This is a genomic window from Johnsonella ignava ATCC 51276 (assembly GCF_000235445.1).
Lineage (GTDB): Bacteria > Bacillota > Clostridia > Lachnospirales > Lachnospiraceae > Johnsonella > Johnsonella ignava.
Genome location: NZ_JH378843.1, coordinates 12,744 through 30,570 on the forward strand (window position 1 = coordinate 12,744; position 17,827 = coordinate 30,570).

9 protein-coding genes and 1 pseudogene are annotated in these 17,827 nt (G+C 34.9%); 3 read left to right on the forward strand and 7 right to left on the reverse strand.

All coding sequences use genetic code 11. From position 1 onward, the window contains the following. The first annotated feature begins 89 nt into the window (after positions 1–89). The 3 genes from HMPREF9333_RS11460 to HMPREF9333_RS11470 all read left to right on the forward strand — a co-directional run bounded on the left by HMPREF9333_RS11460 (position 90) and on the right by HMPREF9333_RS11470 (position 2,083). Positions 90–407, forward strand: a complete 318-nt coding sequence (locus HMPREF9333_RS11460) for an IS3 family transposase (RefSeq protein WP_005542244.1) — start codon at positions 90–92, stop codon at positions 405–407. Between the two features lie 90 nt (positions 408–497). After that, a complete protein-coding gene (locus HMPREF9333_RS11465; RefSeq protein ID WP_005542246.1) occupies positions 498–713 on the forward strand; it encodes a hypothetical protein in 216 nt (71 codons plus the stop codon). Next, complete coding sequence (locus HMPREF9333_RS11470; protein ID WP_005542248.1) at positions 713–2,083, forward strand: relaxase/mobilization nuclease domain-containing protein; 1,371 nt, start codon at positions 713–715, stop codon at positions 2,081–2,083. The genes HMPREF9333_RS11465 and HMPREF9333_RS11470 overlap by 1 nt, the downstream gene beginning before the upstream one ends. 184 nt (positions 2,084–2,267) lie before the next feature. Here HMPREF9333_RS11470 and HMPREF9333_RS11475 read toward each other — a convergent pair whose 3' ends face one another. The 7 genes and pseudogenes from HMPREF9333_RS11475 to HMPREF9333_RS11500 all read right to left on the reverse strand — a co-directional run bounded on the left by HMPREF9333_RS11475 (position 2,268) and on the right by HMPREF9333_RS11500 (position 17,527). Continuing rightward, positions 2,268–2,744, reverse strand: coding sequence for a hypothetical protein (locus HMPREF9333_RS11475; protein ID WP_005542249.1), 477 nt, complete (start codon positions 2,742–2,744; stop codon positions 2,268–2,270). Positions 2,745–2,891: 147 nt separating this feature from the next. Continuing rightward, entirely contained in the window at positions 2,892–3,863 is a 972-nt protein-coding gene (locus HMPREF9333_RS11480; RefSeq protein WP_005542250.1) for a single-stranded DNA-binding protein, read from the reverse strand. Between the two features lie 112 nt (positions 3,864–3,975). Further along, a complete protein-coding gene (locus HMPREF9333_RS11485; RefSeq protein WP_456297507.1) occupies positions 3,976–12,195 on the reverse strand; it encodes a helicase-related protein in 8,220 nt (2,739 codons plus the stop codon). Continuing rightward, positions 12,114–12,503 (reverse strand): annotated as a pseudogene (locus HMPREF9333_RS13785) (TnpV protein); the annotation flags it as partial. The pseudogene HMPREF9333_RS13785 and the gene HMPREF9333_RS11485, both read right to left, overlap by 82 nt. A 1,851-nt stretch (positions 12,504–14,354) precedes the next feature. Continuing rightward, positions 14,355–15,158, reverse strand: a complete 804-nt coding sequence (locus HMPREF9333_RS11490) for a hypothetical protein (RefSeq protein WP_005542254.1) — start codon at positions 15,156–15,158, stop codon at positions 14,355–14,357. A gap of 41 nt (positions 15,159–15,199) precedes the next feature. Next, entirely contained in the window at positions 15,200–15,751 is a 552-nt protein-coding gene (locus tag HMPREF9333_RS11495; RefSeq protein WP_005542256.1) for a hypothetical protein, read from the reverse strand. A gap of 3 nt (positions 15,752–15,754) precedes the next feature. Beyond that, positions 15,755–17,527 carry a DNA topoisomerase 3 gene (locus tag HMPREF9333_RS11500; RefSeq protein ID WP_005542258.1) on the reverse strand — a complete coding sequence of 591 codons (1,773 nt, stop codon included), beginning with the start codon at positions 17,525–17,527 and terminating at the stop codon, positions 15,755–15,757. Positions 17,528–17,827 lie beyond the last annotated feature (300 nt).

The following is a 17,827-nucleotide window of genomic DNA, read 5'->3' on the forward strand; positions in this document are numbered from 1 at the left end:
ATTCTAATGAAAGATAACATGAAGAAAGAATTGTGCATTGATACTTTTAAAAGCTGTAACTCAAAAAATACAATCTGAACGGTGCTATTGTGCATTCTGACAGAGGAAGTCAGTACACTAGCGAAGCATTTAAACAGGTTCTTGCTAATGCAGGAGTTAGTCAAAGTTTAAGCGGAGTCAATCATTGCTTTGATAACTCTAGGATGGAGAGCTTCTTCGCAACGCTCAAGAAGGAACTCCTTTACAGGATTCCAACCTATCGCATAAAAAGAGAAGAAGTAAAAACAATGATCTTCAGGTATGTATTTATATATTACAATCAAAAACGGATATATACATCAAACCCGGATGGACTTCCGCCGGTTATGTATAAGCAGTTGCTGGAGGTTCAACTTCTGGCAGCATAGGAACCATAAACAATTTAGTGAGTTTGAAGACTCTACTTATCTTGACAGTTCCAGAGATGCATCTTAGGCAAGGATATTTTTGTACTGGATATGAAAGTTTTTAGGGAACTTTCCGCAAGTATCGGTAGAATAACCGGCAGTATCAATCAGATTGCAAAGCGAGTAAATTCCACCTCAGCTATCTATAAAGATGACATCCTTGATATACAAGAGCTACTAAAAAAGCAGGGGAAAGATATTTACTCTTTGCGAAAAAAACTATATGACCTTGGAAATTTAGAAACAATAAATACAGAGGAGATCTGATGGCTGTTACAAAGATTCATCCAATAGAAAAAACTTTGCACTTAGCCCTAAACTACATCATGAATGCTGATAAGACCGATGAAAAAATCCTTATTTCCTCTTTTAACTGCAATCCTAAGCTTGCTCATCTTGAGTTTGAGCAGACGAAAAGAGAATGTAATTCCAAGGCAAAAATATTGGCAAGGCATTTAATTCAATCTTTCGCTCCCGGAGAAACCACACCAGAGCAGGCACACAAAATAGGACTGGAACTATGCGAAAAAGTCTTTCAAGGAAAGTATGAGTATGTACTCACTACCCATATAGATAAGGGGCATCTTCATAATCATGTTATATTTAATAATGTAAGTTTTGTAACTGGTAAGGCGTATCAAAGCAACAAAAGAAGTTATCATCAAATCAGAACTGTCAGTGATGAGATTTGTAAAGAAAACGGTTTATCTGTCATTGATGAAAACTATAAAAAATTCAAGAACAGATATTCCACAAACGGTAAAAGCTATATTGAATATATGGAATTTAAGAAAGGCGGTTCTTGGAAAAACAGGCTTCACCTTGCTATTGACAAAGCAATTCTAAAGTCCGGTACTTACGAAGAGTTTTTAAAAGCAATGGAAGATTTAGGATATGAAATTAAGATTGGAAAGTATCTTTCATTCCGCCATAAAGACAAAAAAGACAGCGGCAGATTTACAAGGACAAAGGCAAATGTGCTTGGCGAAGATTATACCAAAGAGCGAATTAAAGAAAGAATTGAAGATCCAACCAAACAGCAGATTTATAATAAAGAACAGCTTTATGACAAACTCTCTTATAAAAAGCCGGATACTATTGTAAATATAAAGAACAATGAAAAGGTAAAATCCTCAAAAGGTTATGAAGTGTGGGCAGGCAAGCACAACATGAAAACAATGGCTTCATCCTTAAACGAAATGAGAAGATATGGCATAAACACCTATGAAGAACTGGAATTAAAATTAAAGAAGGCAGCCTCAGACAGACAACAATTATTAGATCAGATAAAGCAAGCTGAACAGGAAATGAAATCCATATATTCTGTGATAGAGAATAAAAATACCCTTTCTAAAAATCAGCTGATCCATGACATGTATATTGAAGATAAAGAAAATAACGCATTTTATGAAGAATACAAGCCACAGATTATTGCCTATGAAATCGCCTTAAAAGAACTTGAAAAATCAGGATACCGTACATTAAGTATTCCTAAACTGTCAGATAAATACACTGTTTTGGAACAGAAAAAAATTAGCCTTATGGAAGAATACTCCTATCAAAACTTCATGCTCCACGATCTTCAACAAGCAAAGAAAAATACGGATATATACCTTAACAATCATCTGGAAAAATAAAAGAAGGAGGTCTCTCCTACCTGATTTTTGGTAGAAAGCATTCTCCTTCTTTATAAGTAACAAAAATATATAGACATAGGGGCAGACATTTTCTTATAGGCTCAAATGGGCTAAGTCAAAACAGTATGATTACCCTCGGTGCTAAATTTTTCTGCAAGCTCTGCTTTTTAATAATGCGATTTTCTTATACCTTGTCCATTTCTATAAGGTAATCTTCTCTTCTTTTCCATACAACTAAAGATATTATACCTATTATGATATAGTTTACCACCTGATTGGCTAAATCACTGTTTAAAAGTGGTAGAAAATAAGATTTTTCATTTGTAATAAATCCATGTACTAAAATACAATATACCGTCATTGAGCTGAAGAATGAAATGGCTAAATTAAGAATCTTTCCAATCAATCCAAATTTATCATGAATGAGCTTAAATAAGACAGAATATAGCACTACAGCCACTATTGCCACTAATATATCCCAAAAATATACTGCATACCCGGATGAAAACTTGATGGAAAAATAATGGTGAGTATAGTACCAACTTGCTATAAATACCGCAAGCTTATCCATTGCAAATAAGCTTATTTTTACAAATGTTGTTCCTACAAACAGGATAACTCCCAAATATAGTATAATTAAGGCTATAAAAATAACAATCATATCATTTCATCCTTTCTACTAAATGATCCTATTTTTCTTATACTATAACGCCCCTCTCCTTTTTTAGCAAACCCTTATTTTAAGTTTAAAATAGAATCAAAAAAAGACAGGGGAAAGCAGCTTATCAGGCTGCTAATCCCCACACTTTTATCGTTCTACCCCTTTTTCACTTTTCATATTCCCTTGTTCTTTTGATCTGCCATCCGTTTTCTCCTTATAATCGTTCAGTTTTTTAAGTGTTGAAGCCTTCTCTTTTGTATCTTGAGATTGTCCTCTGGCTTTTAACAGCTTGGCGGCATATACCTTAAAGTTTGTATATTGCTTTCCATTCTTTCCGGTACTAAGCTTTTCTTTTCCTGACAGTGAAACAAAATCCCCTTTTTTAAAGTCCTTTACTGCTTGAACCTGCTCATTATAGGCAAAACAATTCATAAACTTTACATTCCCCATTCCGTCATTTTGAGCAATAGAAAAACTTGCCACTCTGAAATCCTGTCCATCATTTGACCTTAGATCCTTTATTTCAACATCAGCGGTAAGATTACCTTTGACATATTGCTTTTCTTGATCATTATTATCTTTCATACTTGTATTTTCTTTTACTGTATTTTCCTGTGTTTGGTATTGCTCATTTTCACTTATTTCTTCTTTGCTTTTTTCCTGAATGTCTGCATCTTTTTCTATTTCTTCCTGCTTTATATCTTTCGCTGTTTTTAGGTCTTCATCAATAAAGTCCATAAACCTTTCATCAATCAACCCCATATAAGAGTCATTCATATAGTTGTCATAAGCATTATCCAGTATGTCTTCATTATTTATATCTGTTTCCAGTGATATTATTCCCTTGATAAAATCACTATGATTGTATTCCGCCAGGAATGATAAAGTTTCTTTCATACTTTCAAAGCTGTTGTTTTGCATATTTGAAATACTTTTTAAATCATTTGTATATCTTCCGTTTACCCACTCAATTTTACCGGTTTCTTTATTCTCTTTAATTCCTGATGCTATAACAAATTGTTCACCTGTAAATAATACTGCCTGATTTTTCTTTACATCAAGCACCGTTGTATGTTCTCCCAGTGCTGTTTTAATAATATCTCCTTTTTTTAAGTTCATAAATTCCTCCATTTCTGTCTTTACACTTTATTTTTCTATTAAATTTTAGAAAAGAGTACCTATAAAAGATACTCTCTTCCCATATTTATATATTATATTTTTTATCCGGATCCTACCTTGCCTCCTCAAAGTATTCCAACTGATTTTCCCTTGCACCTGTTTGACTTACTTGCTCCTTATACCCGTTTAACTTCTCTACTACAGAGTTTCTTTCTCTTCTATCCAGATCTCCGATACTTTGTACCTTACTGTCTCTAAAGTCGGCATCGTACCTGTCCGCTACACCGTCCAAGTCCGTATCTTTTTCTAACGGATCATAGAAATTTCCCTCATCATCAATTTCAAGCCCCAGTACCTCTTTTAACTTTTCTTCATCCACATAGATAAGCTCATTAAAATCCCAAAAACCTATGTTTTCTTTTATCTGCACAAGCTCTCTTCTATCGCTTGCATCAAGAGGATCATAGGTGTACTGAAAGCTGTTAACTAAAGTATTATCAACATAAGTGTTTAATTTATAATTGATTAAATCAAGGCTTGTCTGTATTTCATGCTCTTCATCCGGCGTAGTTGTATAAGCAAGCCTTATATCGCTTAAATCAGGAAACAAAGTATCAAAATCCTCTATACTATGGTTTTCCTCATACTCTTTATTTAAGAAATGAATCAATTCTTCTTTTACTTCTTCAAGTAATGGATTTTTTTCCTCTGTTACTGCTTCTTTTTGCCCCATGTCAAGTAGATTATTTACCTCTGCAAGTCTTAGTGTCTTTTCTTTTAGAAGTTCATCCTGCGGAAATTTCTTCCCGATTTCAAGTTTTGCGGTTTCGAGTTGACTTTCGGTATCACTAAGCTTACCTATAGTTTGCTCCAGTCTCTCAGGCATTTTATCAAGGACATTATCCATTCTCGTTATATTTCCGATACCGTCCATTCCAAATTCACCATAATGATTCTCTTCGCCTTTTAGATTAAATTTATACTGATTGGAAAAGCTGTCATAGTATGCAAATAAATCAAAGTTTCTGTACTCTCCGATTTTTACTTCTTCCGACTTAAAATCATCCGTCTTTTTTATGCTCTTTATCTTGCTTATCAAAAATTCTCCGGCTTGTCTTTTATCCGTATATTCTTTGCCGTCAAGAATAAGAGAGGTGAATTTTGATACTGCTTCTTTATCCGACTTTTTCTCTGTTTCTTTTGAATTTTCTCCTACATTCTCCAAACTTGACTGAATATATACTGCCTTATCTGTATTTTCTTCTCTATATGGCTCTACCGCTTTTATATCTTTTCGTAAATTCTCAATTCTACTTTTTAAGTTCTCTATTTCTTTAGGATAAACCTTTACTACCTTATCCTCAAGTTTATACAGGTTTGATTTGAAGTTTGACTCAAGCATTTTTAACTTAGATACCTCCACATCAAGATCCATCTTCTCACGAATTAAAGGATTACCTGTCGCAAGTGCCTTTATTTCAGCATAATTTAATGTAGCCTCATCCACATCTTCTGCAACTCTTACCGGTGTTTTACTTGTCATTATCTGTGAAATATACTTTTGTTTATTTTCAAGTGTTTGGAAAAGATAAGCATCAAAGGTATTTTCAGTTACATATCTGAAGATATAAACATCTTCATTTTCATTTCCCTGTCTTACGATTCTTCCGGCTCTTTGTGAAAGATCTGCAGGTCTCCATGGGACATCAAGATCATGAATGGCAATGAGTTTATCTTGTGCATTGGTTCCTGCTCCCATTTTTTGCGTAGAGCCTAAAAGCACACGAATTTCTCCTTTCCTTACCTTATCAAAGATAGCATCCTTTTCCCTGTTGTTGTTTGCATTATGGATAAATTCAATTTCTTCTTTTGGAATTCCCATCGTAATAAGTTTGTTCTTGATATCATCATAAATATTGAACTCGCTTGAGGGTGTGGACATATCACAAAAGACAAGTTGAGCCGACCTTTTATCTGCATATTTATCCCATATGCTGAAGATATTTTTTACACAAGTATTTACCTTGCTGTTCTCATCATCGGGAAGCAGAGGGTTTATAAGCCTTTGATCAAGTGCCATTTTCTTTCCGTCATTGGTTATAAGAAGCATATTATCGACAGAGGAATCCACCTGTTTTGCTCGAACCTTATCCGCTCTTTCAGAAAAAGACTCCAATATTTCCTTTTGCTCCTCGGTAGGCTTTGTCTTTATGGTTTCAAAATGTGCATTTGGAACGGGAAGATTTAATACATCCGCCGTTTTTATATCCATAAACTGTTTAACCATATTCATAAGTTCCGGGAGATTGTAAAACTTTGAAAATCTTGTCTTACTTCTATATCCGTTTCCTTCCGGATTAAGCTCTATTGCCGTAATTGTTTCTCCAAATATGGATGCCCAAGAGTCAAAGTGCTGAAGGTGCATTTTTTTAAGTTCGTCATACTGAAGATACCTTTGCATGGTGTATAGCTCAGCCATACTGTTACTGACAGGCGTCCCTGTTGCAAAAACAACTCCCTTGCCACCTGTTATCTCATCCATATATCTGCACTTCATAAGCATATCGGATGACTTTTGTGAATCCGTTGCACTGATTCCTGAAACATTTCTCATTTTTGAAAACAGGTACAGATTTTTATATGCATGGGCTTCATCCACAAAAAGCTTATCAATTCCCAGTTCCTCAAAGGTTACCACATCATCTTTTTTATAATCATCATTAAGTTTCTTTAATTTTGCCTCCAGACTTTTCTTTGTTTTTTCAAGCTGCTTTACACTAAATCTTTGATCCCTGTCCCTTTTATACTCTCCAATAAATTCCACAATCTCATCGATCTGACTTTTAAGTTCATACTCCTGTCTTTCCTTTGAAATCGGGATTTTCTCAAATTGACTATGTCCGATAATCACCGCATCATAATCTCCTGTGGCAATCCTACTGCAAAATCTTTTCCGCTTGTCCGGTGTAAAGTCCTTTTCCGTAGCACAAAGTATATTGGCTGCCGGATAAAGCTCGTTAAACTCACGCCCGAACTGTTCCACGATATGATTTGGAACTACAAACATGGCTTTTGAACTCATCCCAAGCCTTTTAGACTCCATCGCAATTCCTATCATCTCAAAGGTCTTGCCCGCCCCTACTTCATGTGCAAGTAATGTATTTCCTCCAAAAAGCCCCCTTGCTATTGCATCTTTTTGATGTGGTCTAAGCTTAATTTCAGGATTTATCCCGTCAAAAGGCAAATAGCTTCCGTCATACTCCCTTAATCGAATGGAATTAAATCTTTCATTATATTTTTTCACCAGTCGGTTTCTTCTGTCCACATCCTCAAAGATCCAATTTTTAAATTCTTCTTTTATAATTTCCTGTTTACTCCTTGCAAGCATGGTTTCTTTCTGATTTAAAACAGATGTTTTATTTCCGTCCGAATCAATGATCCGGTCATATACTTTAGTATCTCTAAGATTTAGACTATCCTCTATAAGCTTATATGCACTCACTCTGCTTGTTCCATAGGTGAAATTAGCCAGGTCGTTATTTTTATCTGTGCTTTTTCCCTCTACCCTATACTCTCCCGTAAAATCAGTATATTTAATATCTATATTCCATCTGTTTGATGCGGAGGTCTTTAACAGATTAAACATAAAGCTCTTATAGTCTTTTTCAGGTATCCATGTAGAACCCATCTTGACAGTTATATCACTTGCTTCAAGAGTTTTCGGCATTACTTCTTCCAGTCTTTTTTTCTGATAATTAAGAGCGGATAATTCCTGTTTTAATACCGAAATTTTCTCTGTTATTTCCGATTTATTAGGTGTATTATCCGGATTGTTTACTTCTTTTTCAAATCCCGATTGTAATACCTGAGGCTTATCTAACTCCTCCTCATTCCTTTTAACTTCATAATCTATATTTTTTATATATGCGTCTACTACTTCTATTTTCTCTCTGATATTACCTGATAAGTATTCATCTGCACTGACATATTCTCTTGAAAAATCCACTAAATCCAAAGCTGATGAAAAAGGCGTAATATCACTTGGTTCAAAACTGTCAAGATTTAAGAATATCTCTCCTTTTAGCCCTTCTATCAGCTCTTTTCTTATCTTTCCTGTAAGCTCCTCCATATACTCAAAGTTTACATTCCCTTTTTGAGATATAGAAAGGATTAATGCCTCTGTTAAGCTATCCGTATGTTCAATTACCATAGCTTTTTTAATGGTTCTTTTTGTAAAAATATCGGACTTACCGATAAAGTTACCCTCTTTATTAAGGTTTTCCAAGGTGGATACTAAAGAGTAGTTGGCATCCTCCTGGAGTAGTCTTTTATTTGCCCTTGAATTAATCAGTCCATACTTACCTGAAAATTCATCATAAAGCTTATTTAATCTACCCTGTAAGGCTTTTATTTCCTCTTCCGGATAATCTTCCTTTTGATAGGTAATTACTCCTCTTAACGCTTTTTCTATTTCAAGATATGCCCATATTTTCTCCTCGTCAGCTTTATTTAAAAGTACTCTTTGCATAATGGAGTTTTCTCTAAAGTACACCTTATCTTCAATCACTGCATAGGAATAGTTTTTAACATTGTCATCAGCCGGCAGAGTTTCTGTTTCAAGTTCTTCATTTAACTTCGCCTTTTCATAAGTACCTTTGATATTTTTAATTGCATCCTCAAGCTGTTCTTTTATCGGTTTACTTTCATTTGCAATGCAGGCAAGAGCGGTACCGAACCTGCCCGGTACTTCCTGCATACTGCCAAGTACCATTTCAGGATTATCTACAAAGTATTTATTATAGCTTAGTCCCTGCCTGTCCTTATCAAGCTTAACCCAGTCCTCATCTATCTTTAACAGCCTTTCTCTTTTCTTTAAGAAAATAATATCACTTGTTACCTCTGTACCGGCTTCACCTTTAAATGTATTATTCGGCAGTCTTATAGCTCCCAGAAACTCTGCACGCTCACTTATATATCTTCTTATATCCTCATTTCTTTTATTCATTGTGCCTGATGAAGTTATAAAAGCAATTATTCCTTTGCTACGCACCTTATCCAGTGTTTTGGCAAAAAAATAATCGTGAATAAGAAAGTTGTTTTTTTCATACTCACGATCGGATACCCTATAATCTCCAAAAGGTACATTTCCTACAGCTATATCAAAAAGATTATTTGAAAAAGCGGTTTCTTCAAAGCCTTTTATCTGAATATTTGCATTAGGATATAACTTTTTAGCAATCTGTCCGCTGATACTGTCAAGCTCTATACCGTAAAACTTTGACTTTTGCATTGACTCCGGTAGGTTTCCTATAAATCTTCCCGTTCCCATACTTGGCTCTAAGATATTTCCGCTCTCAAATCCCATATCGGATAAAGTATGATAAATAGCATCTATTACTACCTTTGGTGTATAAAAGGCGGTAAGCGTACTCTCTTTGGCAGCTTCATACTCTGACGGTGATAAGTTTTCTTTTAAGAACATCCTTGCATCCTGCCACTGTCCGCCTCGCTCTTCATCAAATACATCTGAAAGTCCACCCCAACCTACATAGCGGCTTAAAATATCCTGCTCTTCTTTACTTGCATTTCTGTTTTCTTTATTAAGTCTCTTTAGTACCTTTATTGCTTCAATGTTGTTTTTTAATCGCTCTGACGGTGGTAGGACTTCATCTTCTCTTGTTATCCTGTAATTTGCAGGTATAATGTTTTTTGTATGTTCTCTACCTGTATATACATCTTCTTGTTTTAATGTTTCACTTAAAGATTCTTTATTTAATACAGGTAAAGCTTCTTTATCTACACTTTTCTCCGGTGATTTTTCTTCTGTGGAAAGTATCTCAAAGTCAAGTTCATTTTCATTTCTAAATGTCAGGATCTCACTTCCTGTAACAAAGCCGCTAAGATACTCTTCATTATCATCCAATTTTATTGTTTTATAGTTTCCATAATCACTTATTTCTGAAATCAGGTACTCCTTTCCTTGATATCTTACCTGCATACCTTCTTTAAAAATCGGCTTTATTCTATTTTCTTGTACTCTTGCTTTCTGTATCGCTTCATTAATATAACCTGTAAGAAGTACATTTCTATGGTTATCATCAAGCAAGTAAGAGAGGTTTTGAAGCATTTCATGATAACTTTCATACTCGATTGCACGATTAGAATTAAGCATATATCCATTGTATCTCAGGTTTTGCTTTAGCTGTCTGTTTTTCATATCTAAAATAAGTTCAGCTTCATACCCGGTTTTCCCGTCTATGCTGTTCGTTATATGCTCCGGTGCTTTTAAGTTTCCTTCATCTACAGTCTTTTTAAGCAAAATAAATTCTTCATTTTGAGAGTTATACTGATACCCTCCGGCTTCTTTTTCTTCTTTAAAAGTCAGAGCAGATATAATATCATTCTTAGCCCTAAGCTCTAATGCCTTTTCACTTTCTTCTTCAGCTAAATCAACTTGTATTTCACTTTCTTTATTACTATGGGCAGTATTTTGATATAACTCATTTATTATCTCCTGACTTGGTGCCGTGTTTCTATAAAGATAGGCAAACTCTCTTTTGTTTGCTTCATTACCGTCCCCTATATCCACTCTGTAATGTTCTTTTACTTCACTGTCTACGATATGGTCAAAATAAAACTTTGAATACCCTAACCACTCATCTGTCATTTGCCCATACTTATCTTTGCCTACAGTTTCATTATGTATACTTACTTTTTCATCCAACTCTTTTATTTCATTAAGAAGCTCCTTTGTAACAATCATACCTGTATAGTCTTTTTCCGTTAGACTTGATTTTTCATGAAATTCCACCACCCAGTAATCCTTTTGATTTTCATCTGTATACAATATATTTTGATTTAAGATATTTTTCGGGCTGAAGCTCTTTTCTCTTTCTATTTGCAACTCATAGATTTTTTCAGCTTCTTCATAAGATATTTCTCTTTCATCCTGAATTAAAAGTATTTCTTCTTCCCTTTGTATATCCGGATCAATGGCGGTAGCATTTTCTTTATCCGTTATATCCTCTTTTTCCGTATTTGAATATCCTGTTTCTATATTTTCTTCTTGTAATTTTGATTGTTTTTGTATATCGGACACAACATCCTTACTTTCGTATCTACCATTCTTTATTAAGTTTTTAACCCTTACTGCAACCTGACTCCAGCTAAGTATAAGCTTCGGAGAGTTTCCCTTTTTAAGACCTATTCCCTTAGCATCATGCCATTCACTGCTTTCCATATTTCCTGATAAAGCATGAGTTCTTCCACCTGTGCCGTACTCATTTTTTAAAAACTCAGCCTGTTGGGAAAGTGTATGATTTTCTCTAAAAAAGTCGGCAATCCGTTTTCCTCCTCCTGAAATACCGCTTCCTTTCCTCAAATTTTCATCTATCTCATCTTCTGTGATATATTCTTTTATCTTCGGTAATTCCATAAGACCGGAACTAAGCTCCTTCCTTGGTATCTCCAAATCATTTAACCTTTGTAAAATCTCATCCGGCTTATAAAAATGAAATCTTAATATCCCCTTATTTTCCATATAGTCCTGTAAAAATATGCTGTATTCTTCTCTAAGTTTATTCCTAAATTCAGGACTTCTAAGCTTTTCTGTAAGTTCTTCGGTTTCATCAGGAAATCCTTGTTTTTCTGTTTGATCAAGAACCTGTAGGTAGTTTTCTTTTACATCATCTGGAAAATCTCTTTTTAAGTACCACAATTTTTCTACAAGTTCTTTTCTTTCATAAGAAAAAGCTTCCGCCATCTCAACATTGGTTGCATATTCACTGCTTTCAATAAGTTCTCCTATACGTTTTGACGCATCAGACCATGATAAAATCTGCATAGGATTTGTTTTTGATGAAATATCATTGGATAAGTAAACTCCTTCTTTATCATACCATGCACAAACCTTTCTTCCGTCCACTTCATAACCGTTTCCACCTCTAAAGTTGCTTTGAAGGAAATCAGCTAATTCTTCTATACTTTTTCCCTTGGAATACTCAGCCAAAACCCTTAATCTTAGGTTTTCTTCATTTCCTCCATAAATTAAAACCGTGTCTATTTCTTTTTGCTGTAAGGGTAAGTTAAATCTTACCTGCCCGCCTTCATTCTGGGCAAAAGAAAAAGAAGTCTTATCGACTTCCCTTTCACTGTCTCTGCTGTTTGATTGTATTTTTCTATCTATGCCCAGACTATCTGTTCCAGTACCATCCTTGTCAGTGTCATATCGAGATTTTTCTTCAGTCCCGTGTATTTCAGAAAATCCTCCGACTTCAGTTCGTTTGTCAGCCCCCAAGCCTCCATCATTTTCGGCTCCTCCTTCTCCAAAAATTCCTGTGCCTGTTCCTCTATATTTAGAAGATGCTCCATCAATGTCCCTCTGTAATACATGCTCTGATACTGATTCTCCCTGTTTTCTTTCAGGAATTTGAGCCTCTCCCTGCCAAATCTGTTCAGCCTGCTCTGATCTATTATCTTTGGCATCTTGATATTCGGTATCAGAACCTCCTCTCCGTCTTCCATCTTCTCCAAACTGTAGGTTCCCCCCTGTTTCTCGAACAGATTCTCTTTGACTATCGGGATGTAGGTTTCTTCCTCCAAAAGATATTCCCTGTCCGCCAGTATTACTGTTTCTTTCATCAGCCAAGCCTCCTTTATTTTCTTCTATTTCATCATTTATTGTTCCGGTATTTTCACTGCTTTCATTTACATTATAACGCTCCTTGTCGGTCTTTGTCCGCTCATTTATCTCTACTTCTTTAAGTTTTTCTCTCTCACTTATTCTCCCTATTTCTCTTCCGATAGCTATAAGCATTTCTTTAGAAATTAAAGATATTTCTCCAAGAAGGCTGTCAATATCCTGTCCATGCTTAATATCTGATACTGTTTTAAGTTTGCCCTCATCAACAGGAATACCTATATCCATTCTTTGTGCCAGTGAAATCTTTATGGATTCTGTGATAAATTGCATCAGTTCTACTTTGGTATAACTTTTAAGTGTATCATCCGTCAACATATCAAAGATGGTATATATCCTTTTCCTAACATATAAATCTATAAGAGCGTTTATCTTTTCTTCCTGCGAAAAAAGCAGCCTGCTGTTTCTTTCTTTAAAGCTGTCAATGAGTAAATCTATAGCCAAAGTATGCTTCTCAGGATCATATTTCCACAGTTTTACTTCATTGATCTTATTTCCTATACTGACTGTTTGACTGACATCAAATACATACTTTACCTTTGGTAGTCTCATGCTTAAATCAAGAATCGGTATTCCCTTTTCTCCTCTTTTTACACTTCTTCCAAGCTTTTTCCAAAAATCATACTCCGCACAAGCAGTTGCTCTCTTGTAGATACTGTAAATACTTAACTGGTGCATATATGAGTATTTATAGTTGTTTCCCATTGTCTTTAGAAAATCTTTGTAGGCATCTACATCCCTTCTGATTTCCTCTAACGAGTGAGATAAAATATCACTGATTTTTTCAGTTGAATATCTTGGCATCTTTCCCTCCTTCTTATTCTTGTTCTCTTCTTGTTTTACATTATTTGTAATATCAGCCTTTTCTTTATTCCAATCACAAAACTTATTTATGCCGTTCATTGCCCTGTCTGCAATATAGTGTATATAGTCTGTACTGCCTCGCTTTTTATACCACTTGTTTCTTTTAAGCCCGCTTCTTTCCATAAGGCTGATTGACTCTTCAACATCTGCGGTGTAATAAAGCAGCCTCCCAAGCATAAAAAAATCAGCCTCAGACTGGCTGTTAAAATAGTTTTGATAATTCCCGTTATATATTTGTCTTAGATCTTCTCCGCTATAGTTAAAGTATCCCCTATTAAAAAGTATGTTAAGAATATCATTTTGTGTAAACCGGCTTTTATCAGCCAAACTGCTTGGATTTAGATTAATCCTACCCGCTTTGCCTTCTACGGAGTCTATACTTGGCATATATTTTTTATAAAGCGGCAACAGCTCCTGATTGATATTTACTATTTTCCTTCTGTCTTTATCCTTTAATATATTCCCGGTTATTGTTAAAAATCTGTCCCTGTCATAAATTTCAAGGTTTTTATATCTTTTTCTTTCTCCCGGTACCTTACCCTTTCCTATAAAATGTAATCCTGTTTTTGAAGGAGAGATTTCCGCATAGGTGGAAATCCCTCTTAAAAAGTTAGCTGTCATGGAAGCAGCATTAAAGTCCATACTGTATTCCATTATCTCATCACTTACCTTATCTATATCAATTCCTATATACCCGTCTCCTAGGAAAAATCCCAAACCTAAGCTCTGATTTTTACATAAAGCATCCATGCAATCCTTGTAACTATGCCAAGTTTTTCTATCATTTGACTTGGCAGGTTTTCCGTTTGGCATAATCGGCATTTTTGTGTTTTTTCCGTCTCTTACAATGATTTTATAAAGACACCATCTTTTCTCTCGCTTTAATTCATCAGGAATATTTTTATATTTGATAAGGTCGGCTTCTTTCATTATATTTCCATTCCCTTATCCTTTTTTACTATTTTTTCTCCTTTCCCATTTTCTTCAAGTCTAATCTTTTGCTGATTTTCTTTAAGTGTTTTTAATACTGAAGGTTTTCTTTCCATACTTTTGGGCTTTTTCTCATTGCTTTTTTGAATGTTTGTACCTTGCCTTTCAACTCCATTTCTCACAACTGTTTTTTCACTTGATTTAATGTCTTTATTTTCATTATCCGGCTGCTTAACCTCCTCTTTAGTTCCCTTATTTAATTTTTCCTCATCCTTTTTAATCTCATTAGCTAAGGTATCCAGTTTTTCAAGGCAGTTATTAAGCTTCCTTTGCTGATCCTTAATGAAATTTTGCATTGAGCTTACCAGTCCCTTTACAATTCCAATTTTTACTTGCACAAACTTTTCCTGTGCTTTGGTAAGGCTGTAGGTAAGCTGATGTTTCATGTTGTCGTAAAGATGTTTAATACTTCCTACCGCTTTTTCCTGAAGCTTAATAAGGGAGTTTCCTACCGTCTTAATATCCTTAACTATAAGTGAGCTAAGGCTTATGTTATCCATTTCATTAAGCCTTTTAATCTCCGCCTTAAGACCTGTAATTTCAGCTTTTAAAGCCTTTAACTCTTCAATATTTACATCAAAGTCTTTGTTCTTTAGTTCTTCTTTAAGCTCCCCGGCAATTTTAAGCTGTGTATTGGTATTTTCTTCTAAAAAGTCTGCTGTTTTTGTATATTCTTTTTTAATCTCATTTATAACTTCCTTTGTCTGTTCTTCCTGTCTTTGAATGTTTTTATTATCGTTCATTTCGTCCTCCTTAAATTCTGTTCCTTATTTTTTACTGCCTTTTATAAAATCCATTCTAATTGCGTATTTCCTATGTATCCTACTTCCCATACAAACCATGCAAATGCAATGGCATTGCTTTTATACTTTTCAAACTCGGCATTTTTAGCACAATTAAGCCTTTTGGAAAATACATATACCTTTTTTATAGGATATTTTTTAAATAATTCATATCTTTTTTGTCCCTCTAAAAATGCCAAGCGAAAAAGCATTGCAATTTTTACTTTGGGGACAGATATTTCAAGGGCGTGTTTCAGAAATTTATCTGCACAAAAATAAGGCGGATTGGTTACTATGTCTAAGGTATTCTCCTTAACCGTAAAAAAATCCACCTCTCTTTTGCTTCCATACCCTCTGTAACAAATATCCTCCGCTTTTACCTTATATCCATGCTCTTCCAGTACTTTTACGATATGCCCCTGACCGCAGGCAGGCTCATATATTGTTTCTCTGAAATTTTCTCTTATTAAAAGCTCCTTTGTTGCTCTTTTATCTGTGGCATAAAAATCCAAGACCTCTCTGTTTTTATCAAATTTCATTAATGTATCAAACATAGATTATCTTCCCTGATACTTGGCAACGGTTTCTTTTATCTCGCTTTCAATACCCGATAAAAACGCTTCATTTGACGATTTGCCCAGTGCTATGTCAGATAGTTTAATTTCCCACTTAGCTGTTGTTTTAGACGATTTAAAGTTATCCTCCACGATCTCTATAAGAGCTTTTCCTTTTTTCGTTGCAATAAGATTTTTCTTATCTCTTTCTATAAAATCCTTGGAAATCAGATTTTCTATAATACCTGCTCTTGTTGCCGGTGTTCCAAGTCCCCTTCGCTCAACCTCAGCCCCTTTTTCCAGGGCATCATTACCTGCCGTTTCCATGGCTTTAAGTAAAGTATCCTCTGTAAAATGCTTGGGTGGTGTCGTATATTTTTCTTTTATCTCTTTATCCTTAATTTCAAGTACATCTCCCACATTTAAATCAGGTAATACAACATCTTCATTTTTCTTTGAACCGTACTCTTTAAAATATTTTGTAAAACCTTCACCTGTAATGACCCTACCGCTTGCCTTAAATTCAAATACATCCCCCTGACTTTCATATACCGCAACAATCTTCGTTATGTTTTCAATCAGGGGATAGCCTGCACTTGCATGGAGTTTATTTAAGATAAGGTTATATATTTTTCTTTCACTTTCAGGAATTGTGGACATATCTTCATTTAAAGAACTTACTGTAGGTATAATTGCATGGTGGTCTGTTACCTTAGCTGAGTTGAAGATAACTTTAATTCTCTCCGTATCAAAGTCATTTTTGCCAAGTATGTTATTTACCGTATTTATAACCATATCTTTCGAAAGATATCGGCTGTCCGTCCTCGGATATGTAATCATTTTCTTTTCATAAAGGCTTTGTGCATAGTCAAGTGTCTGTTTTGCACTGTATCCGAAGTACTTGTTACATTCTCTTTGAAGTGTTGTTAAATCAAACGGCAAGTCAGGCTTTGTAAGCTTTTCCTTTTTCTCCACATTTCTTACTGTGATTGTATTTCCTACCACATTTACTAAATCTTCTACAATTTCAAGGCTGTCGATCCTGTCTGTTGAAAGAGTAAAGCCGGTACAATAAAGCTCGCCTGTATAATATTTTTCTTTCTTAAAAGCCGTTATTTCATCATCTCTTTCTACAATCATAAAAAGTGTCGGTGTCTGTACTCTTCCGACAGAATAATTTTGATTGTAAATAAGAGAATAAAGCCTACTCATGTTCATTCCGACAAGCCAATCCGCCTTACTTCTGGCAAGGGCTGATCGGTATAGATCTTCATACTCTTTTCCATCTTTTAGCTCCTTAAAGCCTTCTTTAATTGCTATATCTTCCATTGATGAGATCCAAAGTCTTTTGATATTCTTTTTACAACCTGCCTGCTCATACACAAGCCTAAAGATTAACTCTCCCTCACGCCCCGCATCACAGGCATTAATAACCGTTTCAATCTCTTTAGAGTTCATCAGCTTTTTAAGAGTGTTAAACTGACCCCTGGTTGCCCTTACCACTTCGTATTTATACTGTTTAGGAATAATTGGTAAATCCTCCAATCTCCACTTGACATACTTTTCATCATAAGCCAAAGGACTTGCCATCTGTATCAAATGTCCCACACACCAGCTTACAATATATCCACCTCCCTCATAATATCCGTTTTGTCTACCGGTTGCACCGATGACCTTGGCGATACTCATTGCAACACTCGGCTTTTCACATATCACTAAATTATGCGGAGTAGAATTAAATGTAAAGTTGTTTGATAAAGTGTTTGTTTTAATCATATTTTAATCATCCTTTCTTAACATAAAAAATGTTTAAATGTAAATGGAATATGCTTTTTACAGATTTAGCATATTCCATTCATTTAAAAACTTTAATTAGTTTGTTTTCCTAAACTATTAAGCCATGTCATTAGATCTTCATCCTCTGTCCATGATTTCATATTTTTGCTAACATCAATTAAACTTGCAGATTCAATAGCTTTCCTTTTAAGCGTAACATCAGCACGTGCATAAATCTGTGTTGTTTTTTACATCAGCATGCCCTAGAAAATCTCTGATGTATATGAGATTTACACCCGA

Coding starts and splice junctions, on each gene's coding strand:
- HMPREF9333_RS11490 (WP_005542254.1), bottom strand. CDS start 15,158: ATGAACGATAATAAAAACATTCAAAGACAGGAAGAACAGACAAAGGAA.
- HMPREF9333_RS11465 (WP_005542246.1), top strand. CDS start 498: ATGAAAGTTTTTAGGGAACTTTCCGCAAGTATCGGTAGAATAACCGGC.
- HMPREF9333_RS11475 (WP_005542249.1), bottom strand. CDS start 2,744: ATGATTGTTATTTTTATAGCCTTAATTATACTATATTTGGGAGTTATC.
- HMPREF9333_RS11495 (WP_005542256.1), bottom strand. CDS start 15,751: ATGTTTGATACATTAATGAAATTTGATAAAAACAGAGAGGTCTTGGAT.
- HMPREF9333_RS11480 (WP_005542250.1), bottom strand. CDS start 3,863: ATGAACTTAAAAAAAGGAGATATTATTAAAACAGCACTGGGAGAACAT.
- HMPREF9333_RS11470 (WP_005542248.1), top strand. CDS start 713: ATGGCTGTTACAAAGATTCATCCAATAGAAAAAACTTTGCACTTAGCC.
- HMPREF9333_RS11500 (WP_005542258.1), bottom strand. CDS start 17,527: ATGATTAAAACAAACACTTTATCAAACAACTTTACATTTAATTCTACT.